The sequence below is a fragment of the Collinsella sp. AF31-11 genome (assembly GCF_003475605.1).
Lineage (GTDB): Bacteria > Actinomycetota > Coriobacteriia > Coriobacteriales > Coriobacteriaceae > Collinsella.
The window spans coordinates 180,042-193,449 of the sequence record NZ_QRQS01000003.1 but is presented as its reverse complement, the minus strand read 5'-3'; the positions used below and the strand labels follow the sequence as shown (position 1 = coordinate 193,449).

The following is a 13,408-nucleotide window of genomic DNA, read 5'->3' as shown; positions in this document are numbered from 1 at the left end:
TGGCTCCTAATGGCTGGAATAGCAGGTGGTGTGGGCGGCGCGGAAGCGGCAGTGCTCACGCATGCGGCAGATATTGCAGGTGGGGCGGCTCTGGGCGTCGTGGACCTCGCCGTCGAACAGACCGATCACCGCGGTCACGCTCTTGGTGGGCATGAGCAGGCTGGTGGGTGTGACGGTAAGGCCGATGAGCCGCGTGGCGTTGAGCGCATCCACGATCGAGCGCTGAGCAGAGAGCGGGCAGTCGCCGTAGCCGGGACTAAAGCGCCAGTTACCGGCGAGTCCGTGAGCTGCGGCCGCAGCCTTGACCTGTTGGTCCATTTGCTCAATGGCAGCCTCCACATAGGCAGAGCACGCGGCGTCGAGCACGGCTCCCTCTAGGGGCTGCTGGGCTCCCGTGGTGCGCAGGCGACGCTCGGCGTCCATGCCGAGGGTGCATGCCATGAGCGCGGCAAAGCGGGCGTCTTTGAGATGTCGATAGATATCACGACCCCGCAGCTCAACATTGGTGCCAACCAAGCGGATGCAGGGCTCGCCCTGCTCGTCGACGCCCGTGGCATCGACGGCAAACACGCGTCGCACGCCACGGGGCTCAATGTCCAGTTCTAGGCGCTCGACCACAAGCTCAATTCGTCGAGACAGCTCGGGCTCAATCTGTTGGCCGCCGTAACCCAGATAGCGCAGCATCTCGGCACGGTCGACACGGGGATGGCGCGCAGCATCGACACGGTAAAGCGCCGGCGACGCAAGGTCGGCCGGCACTTCGACAGTGGTTGTATCGATGTGCGGTTTTTCCATTACCCCAGGCGCTCCATAATGGTCGCGGCGATCGCAGGACGATTCATAGTGTACAGGTGCAGACCGCCGACACCGTGTTCCTTGAGGTCGCAAAGCTGGCGGGCGGCATAATCTACACCGGCTGCCTGCAGGCTCTCGGGGTCGTTCTCGTGCTTGGCGAGAATCTTGATGACGGGGGAGGGCAGCGACGCTCCGCACATAAAGACCATGCGGCTGATCTGGGACTTGCTCATAAACGGCATGATGCCCGCGGTGATGGGCACCGTGATGCCCGCTTTATCGGCAAGCTCGCGGAAGCGGTAGAAGCACTCATTATCAAAGAAAAGTTGCGTCACAAAGAAGCTTGCGCCGGAGTCCTGCTTTTGCTTGAGGTATTCGACCGAGAGGCTGAGGTCCTCGCAGGCAATGTGGCCCTCGGGGTAGGCCGCGGCGCCCACGCAAAAGCCGGCGTCGACGAGCTCGGGGATGAGGTCGCGGGCGTAGGCGTATTCGGAGGCGGGCTTGTCGTCCTCGGTCGCGCCGGCAGGGAGATCGCCACGCAGCGCCAGGATGTTATTCACGCCGGCGGTGCGGTACTCATCGATCTTGGCGGCGATATCGGCATGCGTGCGGCCGATGCAGGTGAGGTGTGCCACCGAGGGCGTATCGAATTCGCTCGTAATCATATGCGCGATGGGGGCGGTGGTGGCGCCGTTGCCCGAGCCGCCGGCAGAGCAGGTGACCGAGACAAAGCTCGGCGAAAGCTTGCACAGACTGCCTGCCACCTTGCGAGCCGTATCGAGGGTGAGCTCGCCCTTGGGCGGGAACATCTCAAACGAAACGGGCACGGTGCCCAGGGATGCCGCCTGCTTAAAAACCTCGTCGACGCGCATATCGTGCTCCTTTAGATACTTTAGTGCGATGTGTTGTAAGGATTCTACAGCACCGCTGCGCCACGCTGGAGTTTTACTTGCCATTTGGGAATACCAATCGAAGATGCTTCGCTATCGTCATTCCCTATAACAACGTAGCTCATTTGGGACGTGCCTCTATAGCCATCAACCAGTTGCCCAGGGTAGTCTTTTTGGGACGGGGCTTTTTTAGCTACCCTATGTCAAATATTGCCTTGAGCTTCGAAGATACCGGATGGGTAGCTAAAAAAGCCCCGTCCCAAAAAGACTACCCTTAAACCATGCGGGGAGGTCTGCAATTTATGCAGTTCGTTGGCTGTTGAGGGTGGTAATAATCCTGTGTTGCTGTAACCTCATTGATTGGTTTCGTGACAGCAACATAACGGTAATGTCGCGGAAACACGGCGAGTCTAAGCTAAGGCTCGTTCGTTAGTAATCAACACCGCTTCTCACGCGGTGCCGATACGAAGGGAGTTCCGTATGGCCGAACTTACTGACCGCTTCGGGACCATGGTGTTCTCTGAGGAAGTCATGAAGGACTGCCTCCCCAAGGACATTTGGAAGCGCCTTGCTGCAACCCTCGAGGGCGGTGAGCCGCTCGACCTAGATGTGGCCAACGCCGTTGCCCATGCCATGAAGGTCTGGGCCATCTCCAAGGGTGCTACGCACTACGCGCACTGGTTCCAGCCGCTTTCGGGCATCACTTCCGAGAAGCACGACAGCTTCCTCGAGCCTAACCACGACGGCACCGCCATTACCAAGTTTACGGGCAAGAACCTCATCCAGGGCGAGCCCGATGCCTCCAGCTTCCCCAACGGCGGCCTGCGCGCCACCTTCGAGGCCCGTGGCTACACCGCTTGGGATCCCACCAGCCCCGCCTTTATCAAGGACGATGTCCTGTGCATCCCCACGGCTTTCTGCTCCTACACGGGCGAGGCCCTGGACAAGAAGACCCCGCTGCTGCGCTCCATGACCGCGCTCTCGCGTGAGTCCAAGCGCGTTTTGGCGCTGTTCGGCAAGACGCCAAAGAAAGTCGTTCCTTCCGTGGGTGACGAGCAGGAGTACTTCCTGATCAAGAAGGACGCTTACCGCAAGCGCAAGGATCTGGTCATCACCGGCCGCACCCTCTTTGGTGCTGCCCCCTGCAAGGGCCAGGAACTCGAGGAGCACTACTTTGGCGCTATCCGCCCCACCGTCTCGGCCTATATGAAGGATCTGGACGACGAGCTGTGGGCGCTCGGCATTCCCGCCAAGACCAAGCACAACGAGGTCGCTCCCTGCCAGCATGAGCTCGCCCCCGTCTACGGTGAGGTCAACGAGGCCATCGACCAGAACTTGGTCATGATGGAGAAGATGAAGCTCATCGCCTCCCGCCACGACCTGGTCTGCCTGCTGCACGAGAAGCCGTTCGAGGGCATCAACGGTTCGGGCAAGCACAACAACTGGTCGCTCGGCACCGAGTCCGAGAATCTGCTCGATCCGGGTGACACCCCGCTCGACAACCTGCAGTTCATCGTCTTCCTCACCGCGGTGATCGAGGCCGTCGATAACTATCAGGAGCTCCTGCGTGCCTCTGTTGCCTCGGCCGGCAATGACCATCGTCTGGGCGCCAACGAGGCTCCTCCGGCGATTATGTCCATCTTCCTGGGTGACCAGCTTACCGAGGTTGTCGAGAAGATCATCGATGGCAAGGCTTCCGTCCATGCCACGCGCGGCGTGCTCGACCTGGGCGCCGATACCCTGCCCAAGCTGATGCAGGACAACACCGATCGCAACCGCACCTCCCCGTTTGCCTTCACCGGCAACAAGTTCGAGTTCCGTGCCTGCGGCTCCGAGCAGAACGTCTCCGACTCCAACCTGGTGCTCGATGCCGCCGTGGCCAAGTCGCTCAAGTCCTTCGCCGACGCGCTTGAGGGCACGCCCGAGGATAAGTTCCAGGACGCCGCGCTCGAGTACTGCAAGAAGGTCCTGACCGATCACCAGCGCATCCTGTTCTCTGGCGACGGCTACTCCGATGAGTGGCCCGTTGAGGCCGAGAAGCGCGGCCTTGCCAACAACAAGACCACGGCCGATGCCCTGCCCGCCTTTGTTTCCGATAAGGCCATTGCGCTCTTTGAGGAGACGGGTGTCCTGACCAAGGCCGAGGCTCAGTGCCGCTACGACTGCAAGCTCGAGAAGTACAACAAGCTCATGAACATCGAGGCCACCACGATGGTTCGCGAGGCACGCCGTACCTATCGCCCGGTCATTACCGCCTATGCCACCAAGGTCGCTAAGGGCCTTGAGGCTATCCGTGCCGCCGGCGCCGAGGCCGCCATGCAGTGTGAGCAGAACACGCTCAATAAGCTCTGCAACGGCATCACTACCATCAACGACTCCATCAAGGCGCTCGACGCCGTGCATCAGAAGGCCGAGGCCCTCGATGGCCAGGAGCAGGCCAACGTGTACGCTCACGAGGTTGTTCCCGCTATGGATACGCTGCGTGCCGCCGTGGACGCCATGGAAGAGATCGTGGCTGCCGACTACTGGCCGGTTCCGACCTACGATGACATTCTGTTCTACGTGTAACAGACACGTTTGATTTTGCGCGCGAAGGGGGTCTCGCCTGTGCGAGGCCCCTTTTTTGCTGCTCAGATCTATTATGGACGTGCTGCCGGGCAAGCGTTTCGTGTGAGGCATCTCAAAAGATGTAACCTGTTTTGGCGCACATTTGGCGCACATGTGCCGAAACGAAAACAGGCCAAGATGAAAAACGAACCCGCACGACTTAACATCGCGCGGGTTCGAACAAAATGCAAATGGTGCCCCCAGCGGGATTCGAACCCGCGATATCCACCTTGAAAGGGTGGCGTCCTTGGCCGCTAGACGATGGGGACAGCGGGAAAGAGTATAGCAGACTTTTTTGCCGGCGCGTATATCGTTGGCAAACTGGAAAACCACCACATAGGAGCTGGCTCTCTATCCCGATTTTCAAACATCTCAATCTGTAACATCTGGGCTGATAAATCGGCTCTATGTGTTACAGATCGAGACAAAAGGCAGGCGTCGGGACGAACATCTCATTCTGTAACAGTAAGACGACTTTTAACGGTCTAGATGTTACAGATTGAGACAAACCGCTGGGACGGGTCAAAACCACCACAAAGGTGCCTGTCCCCTTTGTGGTGGTGGGGTGCTAGGGGAGGAGCTTCATCGCGGCGTCGTGGGCGGCGTGCTCGTAGGTGTCGTCGAGGGGTTTGAGCGGCAGCAGGGCGGCGGCCTGTGCGTCGCCACGGCGCTCGAGGGCGTGGGCGATGAGCCAGTCGGCGAGCTCGGGGTTCTTGGGCAGTGCCGGTCCGTGTAGGTACGTGCCGATGACACCCTTGTAGATGAGACCCTCAAAGCCATCGTCGCCGTTGTTGCCGGTGCCCGTGACGACGGACGTTCCAAGCGGCGTGGCATCGGCGTCCAAAAGCGTGCGGCCGCCGTGGTTCTCGAAGCCAACAAAGGGCTCGGGCGCCAGGTCGGTCTTGACGGCGACGTTGCCGATCAGGCGGTCGGAGCCGCGCACGGTCTCGGCGGCAATGACGCCCAGGCCCTCGATACGATTTTCGCCCATATAGTACGAACGGCCGAGCAGCTGATAGCTGCCGCAGATGGCGAGCAGCGAACCGCCGTCCTCAACATAGGCTGCGACCTTGTCTTTTTGGGCGAGCAGCTCGTGTGCCACGGCTAGCTGGTCGCGATCGGATCCGCCGCCCATCATGACGATATCGGCATCATGCAGATCGAGCACCTCGCCCATGCGGACCTCATCCACGCGAACGGGGATGCCGCGCCAGGCGCAGCGGCGCTCGAGGGCGATGACGTTGCCGCCGTCGCCATAGAGGTTGAGGGCATCGGGATACAGGTAGACGATGCGCAGCGGATGCGAGAGCTCGACTGGCGCGACGCCAACGGGGACGGCACTGCCATTGGTGCACTTTGCAGCGTGGGCAGCAACCGTAGCCGCATCGGTGTCTTTAAGTCCGTCGAGCTCCTTGACCAGCGGTGGAAAGGCCGTGTAGTTGGCGACGGCGTAGAAGGTGTCATCGGTGGCCTCGTCTGCCACGGCGCCAATTGCCTGCGCGACGTCCGAGATAATCGCGGCATCGATGCCGGCGTACTTGAGGCGCACTTGCATGTCGTGCGCGCGTGTGCCGCCGGCAAAGGCGACAAGCCCCGTTGTGTCGGCGATGCGCTCAAAGTCGACGTCGTAGATCCACGATACATCGTGGCCGTCGGCATCGTTGTCATTGAGGAAGAAAGCGCAGAGTTTGCCGCCGGCCGTCTTGATGGACTGGATTTGTCGATCGAAGCCTACGGGATTCTTAGCCAGGTTGGCCTCGACGGTGCGGCCGGCGATATCCCAGCGCCCCATACGACCACCGGCGGGCACATAGGCATCGAGCGTAGGCTGCAGAAGCGCCGCGTCCACGCCCAATTCGTGCGCGGTAAAGAAGGCGGCGGCAACGTTATAGACCATGTACAGGCCGTTGTAGCGCGTGGCGATGTGTACGGCAGCCGCGTCGGGCGCAGATCCAAAGACCAGGTCAAAGCCGTAGCCGTCGCAGCCGAGCTCCACGCCCGTCACGCGACGGACAAGCCCAGGGCGGGCCCAGCCGCACGAGGGGCAATGATAGGCGCCAAGTTGCCCGTACTGCACATAGTCGTACTCCAACGGTGCGTTGCACTGTGAGCAAAAACGTGAGTCGCTAATGCGGTCGGACTCGGTGTTGGTGGCGCCGTCGATGCCAAAGGCGATGCTTGCATTGGGAACGCGCGCGGCAATCGCGGCACACAGCGGGTCGTCGGCGTTGTAGATGAGCGTTGTTGCCGGAGAGAGCTCCAACGCATGGGCGATGACGTCTTGGGTATGGTCGATCTCGCCGTAGCGGTCTAGCTGGTCGCGGAACAGGTTGAGCAGCACAAAGTACGTCGGCTTGAGCTTGGGCAGAACGCGTACGGTGTAAAGCTCATCGCACTCAAAAACGCCCACGCGCTTGCCGCTGGCAGTGTGCTTAAGGCCGCCGCGGGCCTCGAGCAGTGCGCCCACCACGCCCGGTTCCATGTTGTTGCCGGCGCGGTTGCATACCACGGTAGCACCGCTGGCAGCAACGGCGTCGGCGATGAGGTTGGAGGTGGTGGTCTTGCCGTTGGTGCCGGTGATCACTACGCTGCGGTCGACAAGGCCCGCGAGGTCGCTCAGCAACTCGGGGTCGATCTTCATGGCGATGCGGCCGGGGAGTACGCCGCCCTGGCGCTTAAGGACGGAGCGCAGTCCCCAGCGAGCGATATCGCTCGAGGTGCAGGCAAGAGATGAGCGGAGGTTCATGAAACCGTTCCTAACGTAAACGACATGGTCGGGTCGAGTGCGTCACTAAAATCCGTAGCGGCGCGCAAATTCCTGGGCAAGCTGCGACACGTCTTCGCAAGCATTGGCCCAGGGGGCAAAGTCGGGAGTGTCCGAGATAATGCCGTCCGCTTCCCAAACGGCCTGGTGCGAAAGATCCCAGGGATCGCGTGGCTCGGGTCGGCAGGGAAGGTACGGTGTCTGGTACATGGGATTCAGCAAGAAGAACGCGCCGCCCTCGCAGCGGTTAGCGAACTCACGCAGCGCACGCGCCGCTGGACGCATCTTGTTCGTTTTGAACAAGAGGATCGTGCGGGCGAGCAGGTACCAGGGGGAGTTCTCGAGTGCATCGGCCCCCACCTGTTCCTCGAGCTGGTGAGCCAGGGCAAAAAAGCCGTCCTGGTCTTCCAGGCGAGCGAGGGCGAGCAACACGGTGCCGGCAGCTCGGGTGGGATAGCCTTCTGCCTTAAGGACGCGGCGGGCGTAGTTGGCGGCAGCGCGGTAGCGGGCGCTCGCCATGCACAGCTGCGAGATGGCCTCGAGCGTGTGGAGCCACCCGATAAGTGCCGGCTCGCTCACGGTGAGATCTGACGCCGTCACACCGTCCGTCAAAACCTTGTTGGCCCAGTAGTGTGGGGCCTCCATATCGAACCCGGGCACGCTTTGTTGGAGGTAATCGGCCGTGGTCGCCTCGAGCTTCATCAGGTCGCCCAGGCAGGCGTCAACGGGCGTGTCGGCCAGGATGATGGCGAGCAACTGGGCATCGACGGCAAGCGCATCGATACGGACGATCTTGAGCAGCTCATCGCGCATATCGTCGAACAGGCGGTTGCGCGTCTGCTCAAACTCCTCGTCGCTGCCCATGTCCTCGATGCGATGGAGCTCGTCGAGCAGGTGGTAGTGAACACCGGCATAGGACAGCAGTGCCTGGGCATGCTCGGACTGCGCATACTTTTGGGGATTCGCGCTAATGTCGTTATGGACAAGCTCGCGTGCTGCATCGGTGAGCTCGGGGTGCGACGCCAGATAGGTGCGCTCCAAGTAGGCGGGGATGTAGACGCTTGGATCCATTAGAGGTTCCCTCCCTTAAATGGAAGCCCCTGCTCGGCTGCGCGCAGGATGCGCTCGTCGATCTGGGAACGCACGATGTCGCTGGTGGCGACCCAGGCGGCAAAGCTGGCGTTGTCGGGAGCGCCCAGGCCCTCCTGCAGCACCGGCGTCGCCTCGGACAGTGCAAGGACGAGCTCATCGGTGGAGCCCACCCCCACGTTGACGCGGGCATAGACGCCATCGGGAAACTCGGTTTGGAAGTAGAGCGCCTCGGCGGCGTGGGGGCACGAGCGTGCAAGAATGCGCAGGTAGTGCTCGGCACCCTCGTAGTCTAGCTCGCGCCAGGCAGCGCTCATCAGCGCGATGAGCGTCCACGGGTCTAAGTCGCGCTCCGCGTCCTTGGGACGACGGCGCAGCGGCGTGTTGGCGAGATAGGGGACGGAGTGGGCGGAGCGAAAGCGCTTGAGCTCCTCGACGGGGTATTCGAGCTTTGCCATGGCGAGCATCGCGGTGTGGCGGACACCTGCGGGGTCGTTGGGCGCAAAGTCCAAGCTGCGATTCGCTGCCTCCAGTGACATGCGGTAACGGCCGCTAATGAGCGCGCGCGATGCTAAGGCGGCAAGCCAGCGCAGGTAGGGACGGCGGGTCAGGTCGCCTGCAGCCTCACGCTCGTAGGGGTCTTGCGCCGAGGCGATCTTGAGTGCCAGATCGTGCTCCACCTCGTCGCACTTGGACACCAGATACTGCACGTAGTACTCGTTGGAGTCGGCGGTGAGTGCCGTCAGCATGCGCTGGGCATCCCAGTTGGCCGGATCGAGTGCGGCCGCCTCGCGAAGCATGTTCTCGGCAGCTGCCTCTTCCTGCTCTGCCTGGGCATCGTCAGGGATAAAGGGAATGCGGTAGTCGACGGCCTCGACCACCTTGGCAATCAGATGCCCGGCGCGGTCGCGGTCGTGCACGATGAGCGGCGCGGGGTTGCGGGTGAATTGCTCCATCAGACGCTCGACGGCGGGGCCGTCGGTGAGCGGGATATTGTCGCGGCGCAAGGCCTCAAGAACGAGGCGATGGCAATCTTCTTGAATGGGATCGAATGCCATGGGGCCTCCTTTGCTGCGGTTAGGGTTCAAATATCTCTATATAAGGTTCTAGTTTACCCGCATGTGGCACACCGGGGGTGCCGCACTTGGACTTGCACCTTTGCACCACGAAGACGGATGTCACACAAATGTCGGCACCTTGGACGACCGAGTGGTATCACGGTGCCGCAAACGGTCGATTTTTGGCGGCGAACGGTGCATATTTTGGAGGGGCACAGTCCTGCCCGGGATATGTAGTCAGCCTTGATAAAACGTTTGCCCAGCTTGGGAGTATGGATGCCGCACAAGGGTCTTCAGGGATAGAAAAAACGTTTCATCATTGGCGGCTTTAGATGAATAACTGACCAACCAGAACGGTAAAATAGTGTTTGTCTGAGCGTTGAGGCGTTAAGACATCGCGCATTGTCATCGCCGGCAACGCGCAAAACGGTCCTAACGGAGCCAATCGGGTGCTCCGTTATATACGCAAGTCTAAGAGGGGCTTGTTTAGGAGGCACAGTATGGGACGTTTTACCAATCCTCGCGATCTGTACTTTGGTGAGGGCGCTCGCCACGAGGTGAAGAACCTCAAGGGCAGCAAGGCCATCATCGTAACCGGCGGCGGCTCCATGCGCCGCGGCGGTTTTTTGCAGGACGTCGAGGCCGACCTCAAGGAGGCCGGTTTCGAGGTCAAGCTGTTCGAGGGCGTCGAGTCCGATCCGTCCGTCGAGACGGTCATGAAGGGCGCCGAGGCCATGACCGAGTTCCAGCCCGACTGGATTATCGCCATTGGCGGTGGCTCGCCCATCGATGCCGCTAAGGCTATGTGGCTGTTCTACGAGTATCCCGAGGAGACCTTCGAGGAGGCAGTCGTCCCGTTCTCCTTCCCGGAGCTCCGTCAGAAGGCTCACTTCTGCGCCATCTCCTCTACCTCCGGCACCGCTACCGAGGTCACCGCGTTCTCCGTCATCACCGACTACGCCAAGGGCATCAAGTACCCGCTGGCCGACTTCAACATCACCCCTGATGTCGCCATCGTCGACCCCGAGCTCACCTACACCATGCCCGCCAAGCTGTGCGCTCACACCGGTATGGACGCTCTGACTCACGCCATCGAGGCCTACGTCTCCACCGCTGGCTCCATGTACACCGACGCCAACGCCCTGCATGCTATCCGCGAGATCGTCGAGTGGCTGCCCAAGTCCTATCAGGGCGATCATGAGGCCCGCCAGCACATGCACGACGCCCAGTGCATCGCCGGCATCGCCTTCTCCTCGGGTCTGCTGGGCATTGTCCACTCCATGGCTCACAAGACCGGTGCCGCCTTTGAGGGCGACCACATCATCCACGGTTGCGCCAACGCCATGTACCTGGGCAAGGTCATCCAGTTCAACGCCAAGGACGCTCGCGCCAAGAGCCGCTACGCCTTCATCGCCAAGGAGATCCTGCACCTCGCCGGCGAGACCGAGGACGAGCTGGTCGAGGCTCTGGTCCAGGAGATTCGCGACCTCAACGACAAGCTCGACATCCCGCAGGGCATCAAGAACTACGGTGCCAAGGGCGTGAAGGCCGACGAGTCCATCATCGATTACGATGAGTTCGAGGCTAAGAAGCACGACGTTGCCGCCAACGCCATCCTCGATGCCTGCACGGGCTCCAACCCGCGCCAGCCGTCTCAGGAGGAGATGGAGCAGCTGCTCGAGTGCGTCTACACCGACACCCCGGTCACGTTCTAATCAGTTCGCCTTGTTCTGATGAGGGGCTCCGCACACAGCTGTACGGAGCCCTTTTTCTTTAGAGATTGGGATTAACATGGCTGCAATTTTCAATAGCCCCAGCAAGTATATCCAGGGTCCCGATGAGCTTGCAAAGCTCGGCTCCTACGTTGAGCCGCTCGGCGGGAAGGCCCTCGTCATCGTGACGCCTTCGGGCAAGAAACGTGTCGGCGCCAAGATTGAGGGCGGTTTTACCGAGGCTAAGGCCGAGCTGCTGTTTGAGGACTTTAACGGCGAGTGCTCCAAGGGCGAGGTCGATCGCCTGGTTGCGCTCGCTCGCGACAACGGCTGTGACATCATCGTCGGCGTCGGTGGCGGCAAGATCCTCGACACCGCGAAGGCCGTCGCCTATTACCTGGAGTCCCCGGTTATCATTTGCCCCACCATCGCCTCGACCGATGCACCGTGCTCGGCACTTTCGGTGCTCTACACCGACGACGGCCAGTTCGATAAATATCTCTTCCTTAAGGCAAACCCCAACATTGTCCTTATGGATACGACGGTTATCGCGGCGAGCCCGGTGCGCCTGACGGTTTCCGGTATGGGCGATGCGCTCGCAACCTATTTCGAGGCCCAGGCAACGCACGATGCCGACGGCGGCACCTGCGCCGGCGGCAAGGGCGGGATGGCCGGCCTGGCGCTCGCCAAGCTCTGCTACGAGACGCTTATGGCCGATGGCGTCAAGGCCAAAGTTGCGCTGGAGAAGGGTGCGCTCACGCCTGCCGTCGAGCACATCATCGAGGCAAACACGCTGCTTTCGGGCATTGGCTTTGAGAGCTCGGGCCTTGCTGCTGCCCATGCCATCCACAATGGTCTGACGATGCTGCCCGAGTGCCACGGCATGTATCACGGCGAGAAGGTCGCCTTCGGCACCATCGTTCAGCTGGTACTCGAGGATGCCCCGACCGAGAAGCTCGAGGAAGTCTTGGGCTTCTGCATTGAGCTGGGCCTGCCGGTCACGATGAAGGAACTTGGCGTTGCCGAGCTTACGCGCGAGCAGGCCATGATTGTTGCCGAGGCCGCCTGCGCGCCCGATGACACCATGTGCAACATGCCGTTTGAGGTGACGCCCGAGATGGTCGCAAACGCCATCCTGGGTGCCGACGCGCTGGGCCACTACTACCTTATGGATGAGTAAATCAAGCTAAGGAAGGGGCAAAGCCAGCAGATGGCTTTGCCCCTTTTTGCTATGGTGCAAAGGGGCAGGTTACTTTGCACCAATCGTTGTTTGATGAAGGGCGGATTCTCGTATGGCGCTTCCCATGGTTTATGGCGGTCCCGGCCGGTATGTTCAAGGGCCGGGCGAACTTTCGCGTCAGGGCAGGTATTTGTCATGGTTGGGTTGCGCTGCCTATGTCTTGTTTGACCAGGGCACCGAGGATCGGCTGTGCAGGCAGATTGTCGATGGATTTCTGGACGACGATCTGAGTGAGCCGTTCTTTAAGATTTATGACGGTCCGTGTACGGAAGAGGCCGTTGTAAAAATGGCTAAGGAAGCCCAGGCTGAGTATTGCGACATGGTGGTGGGTATTGGCGGCGGCAAGATGCTCGATATCGCCAAGGCAGTAGCGTTTTATGCCGAGTTGCCGTTGTGCGTATGCCCCACGGCGGCTTCGATGGACGGTCCGTGCAGTGCGATTTCGGTGCTGTATCACGAGGATGGGTCGTTCGACCGCTACCTGATGCTCGAGAAGAATCCAGATCTGGTCGTGGTTGATACCAACGTGGTCGCAGCGGCCCCACTGCGTATGACGGTCGCTGGTATGGGCGATGCGCTGGCAACGTACTTCGAGGCGCGTTCGTGCGCCGCGGCGCACGGCGCCAACGAGCACGGTGGCGCGCCGGGGCACTTGGCTCTGGCTGCGGCTCGTGCCTGCTACGACACACTTATGGAGTGCGGTGTCGCTGCCAAGCGTGATCTCAAAAAGGGGCGTACGTCGCCAGCGGTTGAACGCCTGATCGAGTGCAATATTCTGCTCTCGGGCGTCGGTTTTGAGAGCGGTGGCTTGGCGTTGGCGCATGCCATCGCCAACGGTCTGACGGTCCTGCCCAAGTGCAAGGCCATGCATGGCGAAGCCGTGGCATTTGGCCTGGTGGTGCAGCTGCGCCTGGAGCGTGCGCCCGAGCTTGATCAGGTGCTCGAGTTTTGCCAGCGCGTCGGTCTGCCGACGACGCTCGAGGAGCTGGGTCTTGGCGAGATTTCCGATGCCGATCTGCAAAGTGTTGCAAATGCGGTCTTTAGAAACGAGCGCAACATGGCCAACGAGCAGGCCAAGGTGACCAAACAAAAGCTCGTGCAGCTCATGCGCGAGGCATAGTTTGGCGCTTGATTGACCTTGTGCAATCGAGGCGGCGATAGGCCATGGGCTATTTGCCGCAAAGATGCGCCGCGTGAAATTTGCCCGAGGCGTGGACCGATAGCGTATTATTATCTCTTGCTTGTTTGCACTG

The 13,408-nt window shown here is 60.9% G+C and carries 9 protein-coding genes and 1 tRNA gene; 4 read left to right on the top strand and 6 right to left on the bottom strand.

Going from position 1 to position 13,408, the window contains the following annotated elements; genetic code table 11:
- Window positions 1-6: 6 nt before the first annotated feature.
- Complete coding sequence (locus DWZ22_RS02895) at window positions 7-795, bottom strand: hypothetical protein (RefSeq protein WP_118405365.1); 789 nt, start codon at window positions 793-795, stop codon at window positions 7-9.
- Window positions 795-1,667: a methylenetetrahydrofolate reductase gene (locus tag DWZ22_RS02890; protein WP_118405364.1), complete on the bottom strand. Its 873-nt coding sequence runs from the start codon at window positions 1,665-1,667 to the stop codon at window positions 795-797. The genes DWZ22_RS02895 and DWZ22_RS02890 overlap by 1 nt, the downstream gene beginning before the upstream one ends.
- Before the next feature lie 498 nt (window positions 1,668-2,165).
- Here DWZ22_RS02890 and DWZ22_RS02885 point away from each other — a divergent pair, with 498 nt between their 5' ends.
- On the top strand, window positions 2,166-4,253 hold the full coding sequence (locus DWZ22_RS02885) for a glutamine synthetase III (RefSeq protein ID WP_117734633.1): 2,088 nt from the start codon (window positions 2,166-2,168) through the stop codon (window positions 4,251-4,253).
- A 231-nt stretch (window positions 4,254-4,484) separates the two neighbouring features.
- On the opposite strand, the gene DWZ22_RS02880 is transcribed toward DWZ22_RS02885, so the two are convergent.
- The 4 genes from DWZ22_RS02880 to DWZ22_RS02860 form a co-directional block, all read right to left on the bottom strand.
- Window positions 4,485-4,561 (bottom strand) — tRNA-Glu (locus DWZ22_RS02880).
- 299 nt (window positions 4,562-4,860) lie between these two features.
- Window positions 4,861-7,038, bottom strand: a complete 2,178-nt coding sequence (locus DWZ22_RS10380) for a MurT ligase domain-containing protein (protein WP_233546430.1) — start codon at window positions 7,036-7,038, stop codon at window positions 4,861-4,863.
- Between the two features lie 45 nt (window positions 7,039-7,083).
- Window positions 7,084-8,127: a hypothetical protein gene (locus DWZ22_RS02865; RefSeq protein ID WP_118405363.1), complete on the bottom strand. Its 1,044-nt coding sequence runs from the start codon at window positions 8,125-8,127 to the stop codon at window positions 7,084-7,086.
- Complete coding sequence (locus DWZ22_RS02860; protein WP_117794787.1) at window positions 8,127-9,203, bottom strand: hypothetical protein; 1,077 nt, start codon at window positions 9,201-9,203, stop codon at window positions 8,127-8,129. The genes DWZ22_RS02865 and DWZ22_RS02860 overlap by 1 nt, the downstream gene beginning before the upstream one ends.
- A gap of 500 nt (window positions 9,204-9,703) precedes the next feature.
- On the opposite strand from DWZ22_RS02860, the gene DWZ22_RS02855 reads away from it, so the two are divergent.
- From DWZ22_RS02855 to DWZ22_RS02845, 3 genes are all read left to right on the top strand, one after another.
- The gene (locus DWZ22_RS02855) at window positions 9,704-10,918 is read left to right on the top strand and encodes an iron-containing alcohol dehydrogenase (protein WP_117794788.1); all 1,215 of its coding nucleotides are present in this window, start codon (window positions 9,704-9,706) and stop codon (window positions 10,916-10,918) included.
- A gap of 76 nt (window positions 10,919-10,994) precedes the next feature.
- Window positions 10,995-12,095 carry a glycerol dehydrogenase gene (locus DWZ22_RS02850; protein ID WP_117763638.1) on the top strand — a complete coding sequence of 367 codons (1,101 nt, stop codon included), beginning with the start codon at window positions 10,995-10,997 and terminating at the stop codon, window positions 12,093-12,095.
- 112 nt (window positions 12,096-12,207) lie between these two features.
- Window positions 12,208-13,275 (top strand): glycerol dehydrogenase, encoded by a 1,068-nt coding sequence (locus DWZ22_RS02845; protein ID WP_118405362.1) that lies wholly within the window; start codon window positions 12,208-12,210, stop codon window positions 13,273-13,275.
- Window positions 13,276-13,408: the final 133 nt, after the last annotated feature.

Coding starts and splice junctions, on each gene's coding strand:
- DWZ22_RS02895 (WP_118405365.1), bottom strand. CDS start 795: ATGGAAAAACCGCACATCGATACAACCACTGTCGAAGTGCCGGCCGAC.
- DWZ22_RS02845 (WP_118405362.1), top strand. CDS start 12,208: ATGGCGCTTCCCATGGTTTATGGCGGTCCCGGCCGGTATGTTCAAGGG.
- DWZ22_RS10380 (WP_233546430.1), bottom strand. CDS start 7,038: ATGAACCTCCGCTCATCTCTTGCCTGCACCTCGAGCGATATCGCTCGC.
- DWZ22_RS02850 (WP_117763638.1), top strand. CDS start 10,995: ATGGCTGCAATTTTCAATAGCCCCAGCAAGTATATCCAGGGTCCCGAT.
- DWZ22_RS02865 (WP_118405363.1), bottom strand. CDS start 8,127: ATGGATCCAAGCGTCTACATCCCCGCCTACTTGGAGCGCACCTATCTG.
- DWZ22_RS02890 (WP_118405364.1), bottom strand. CDS start 1,667: ATGCGCGTCGACGAGGTTTTTAAGCAGGCGGCATCCCTGGGCACCGTG.
- DWZ22_RS02860 (WP_117794787.1), bottom strand. CDS start 9,203: ATGGCATTCGATCCCATTCAAGAAGATTGCCATCGCCTCGTTCTTGAG.
- DWZ22_RS02855 (WP_117794788.1), top strand. CDS start 9,704: ATGGGACGTTTTACCAATCCTCGCGATCTGTACTTTGGTGAGGGCGCT.
- DWZ22_RS02885 (WP_117734633.1), top strand. CDS start 2,166: ATGGCCGAACTTACTGACCGCTTCGGGACCATGGTGTTCTCTGAGGAA.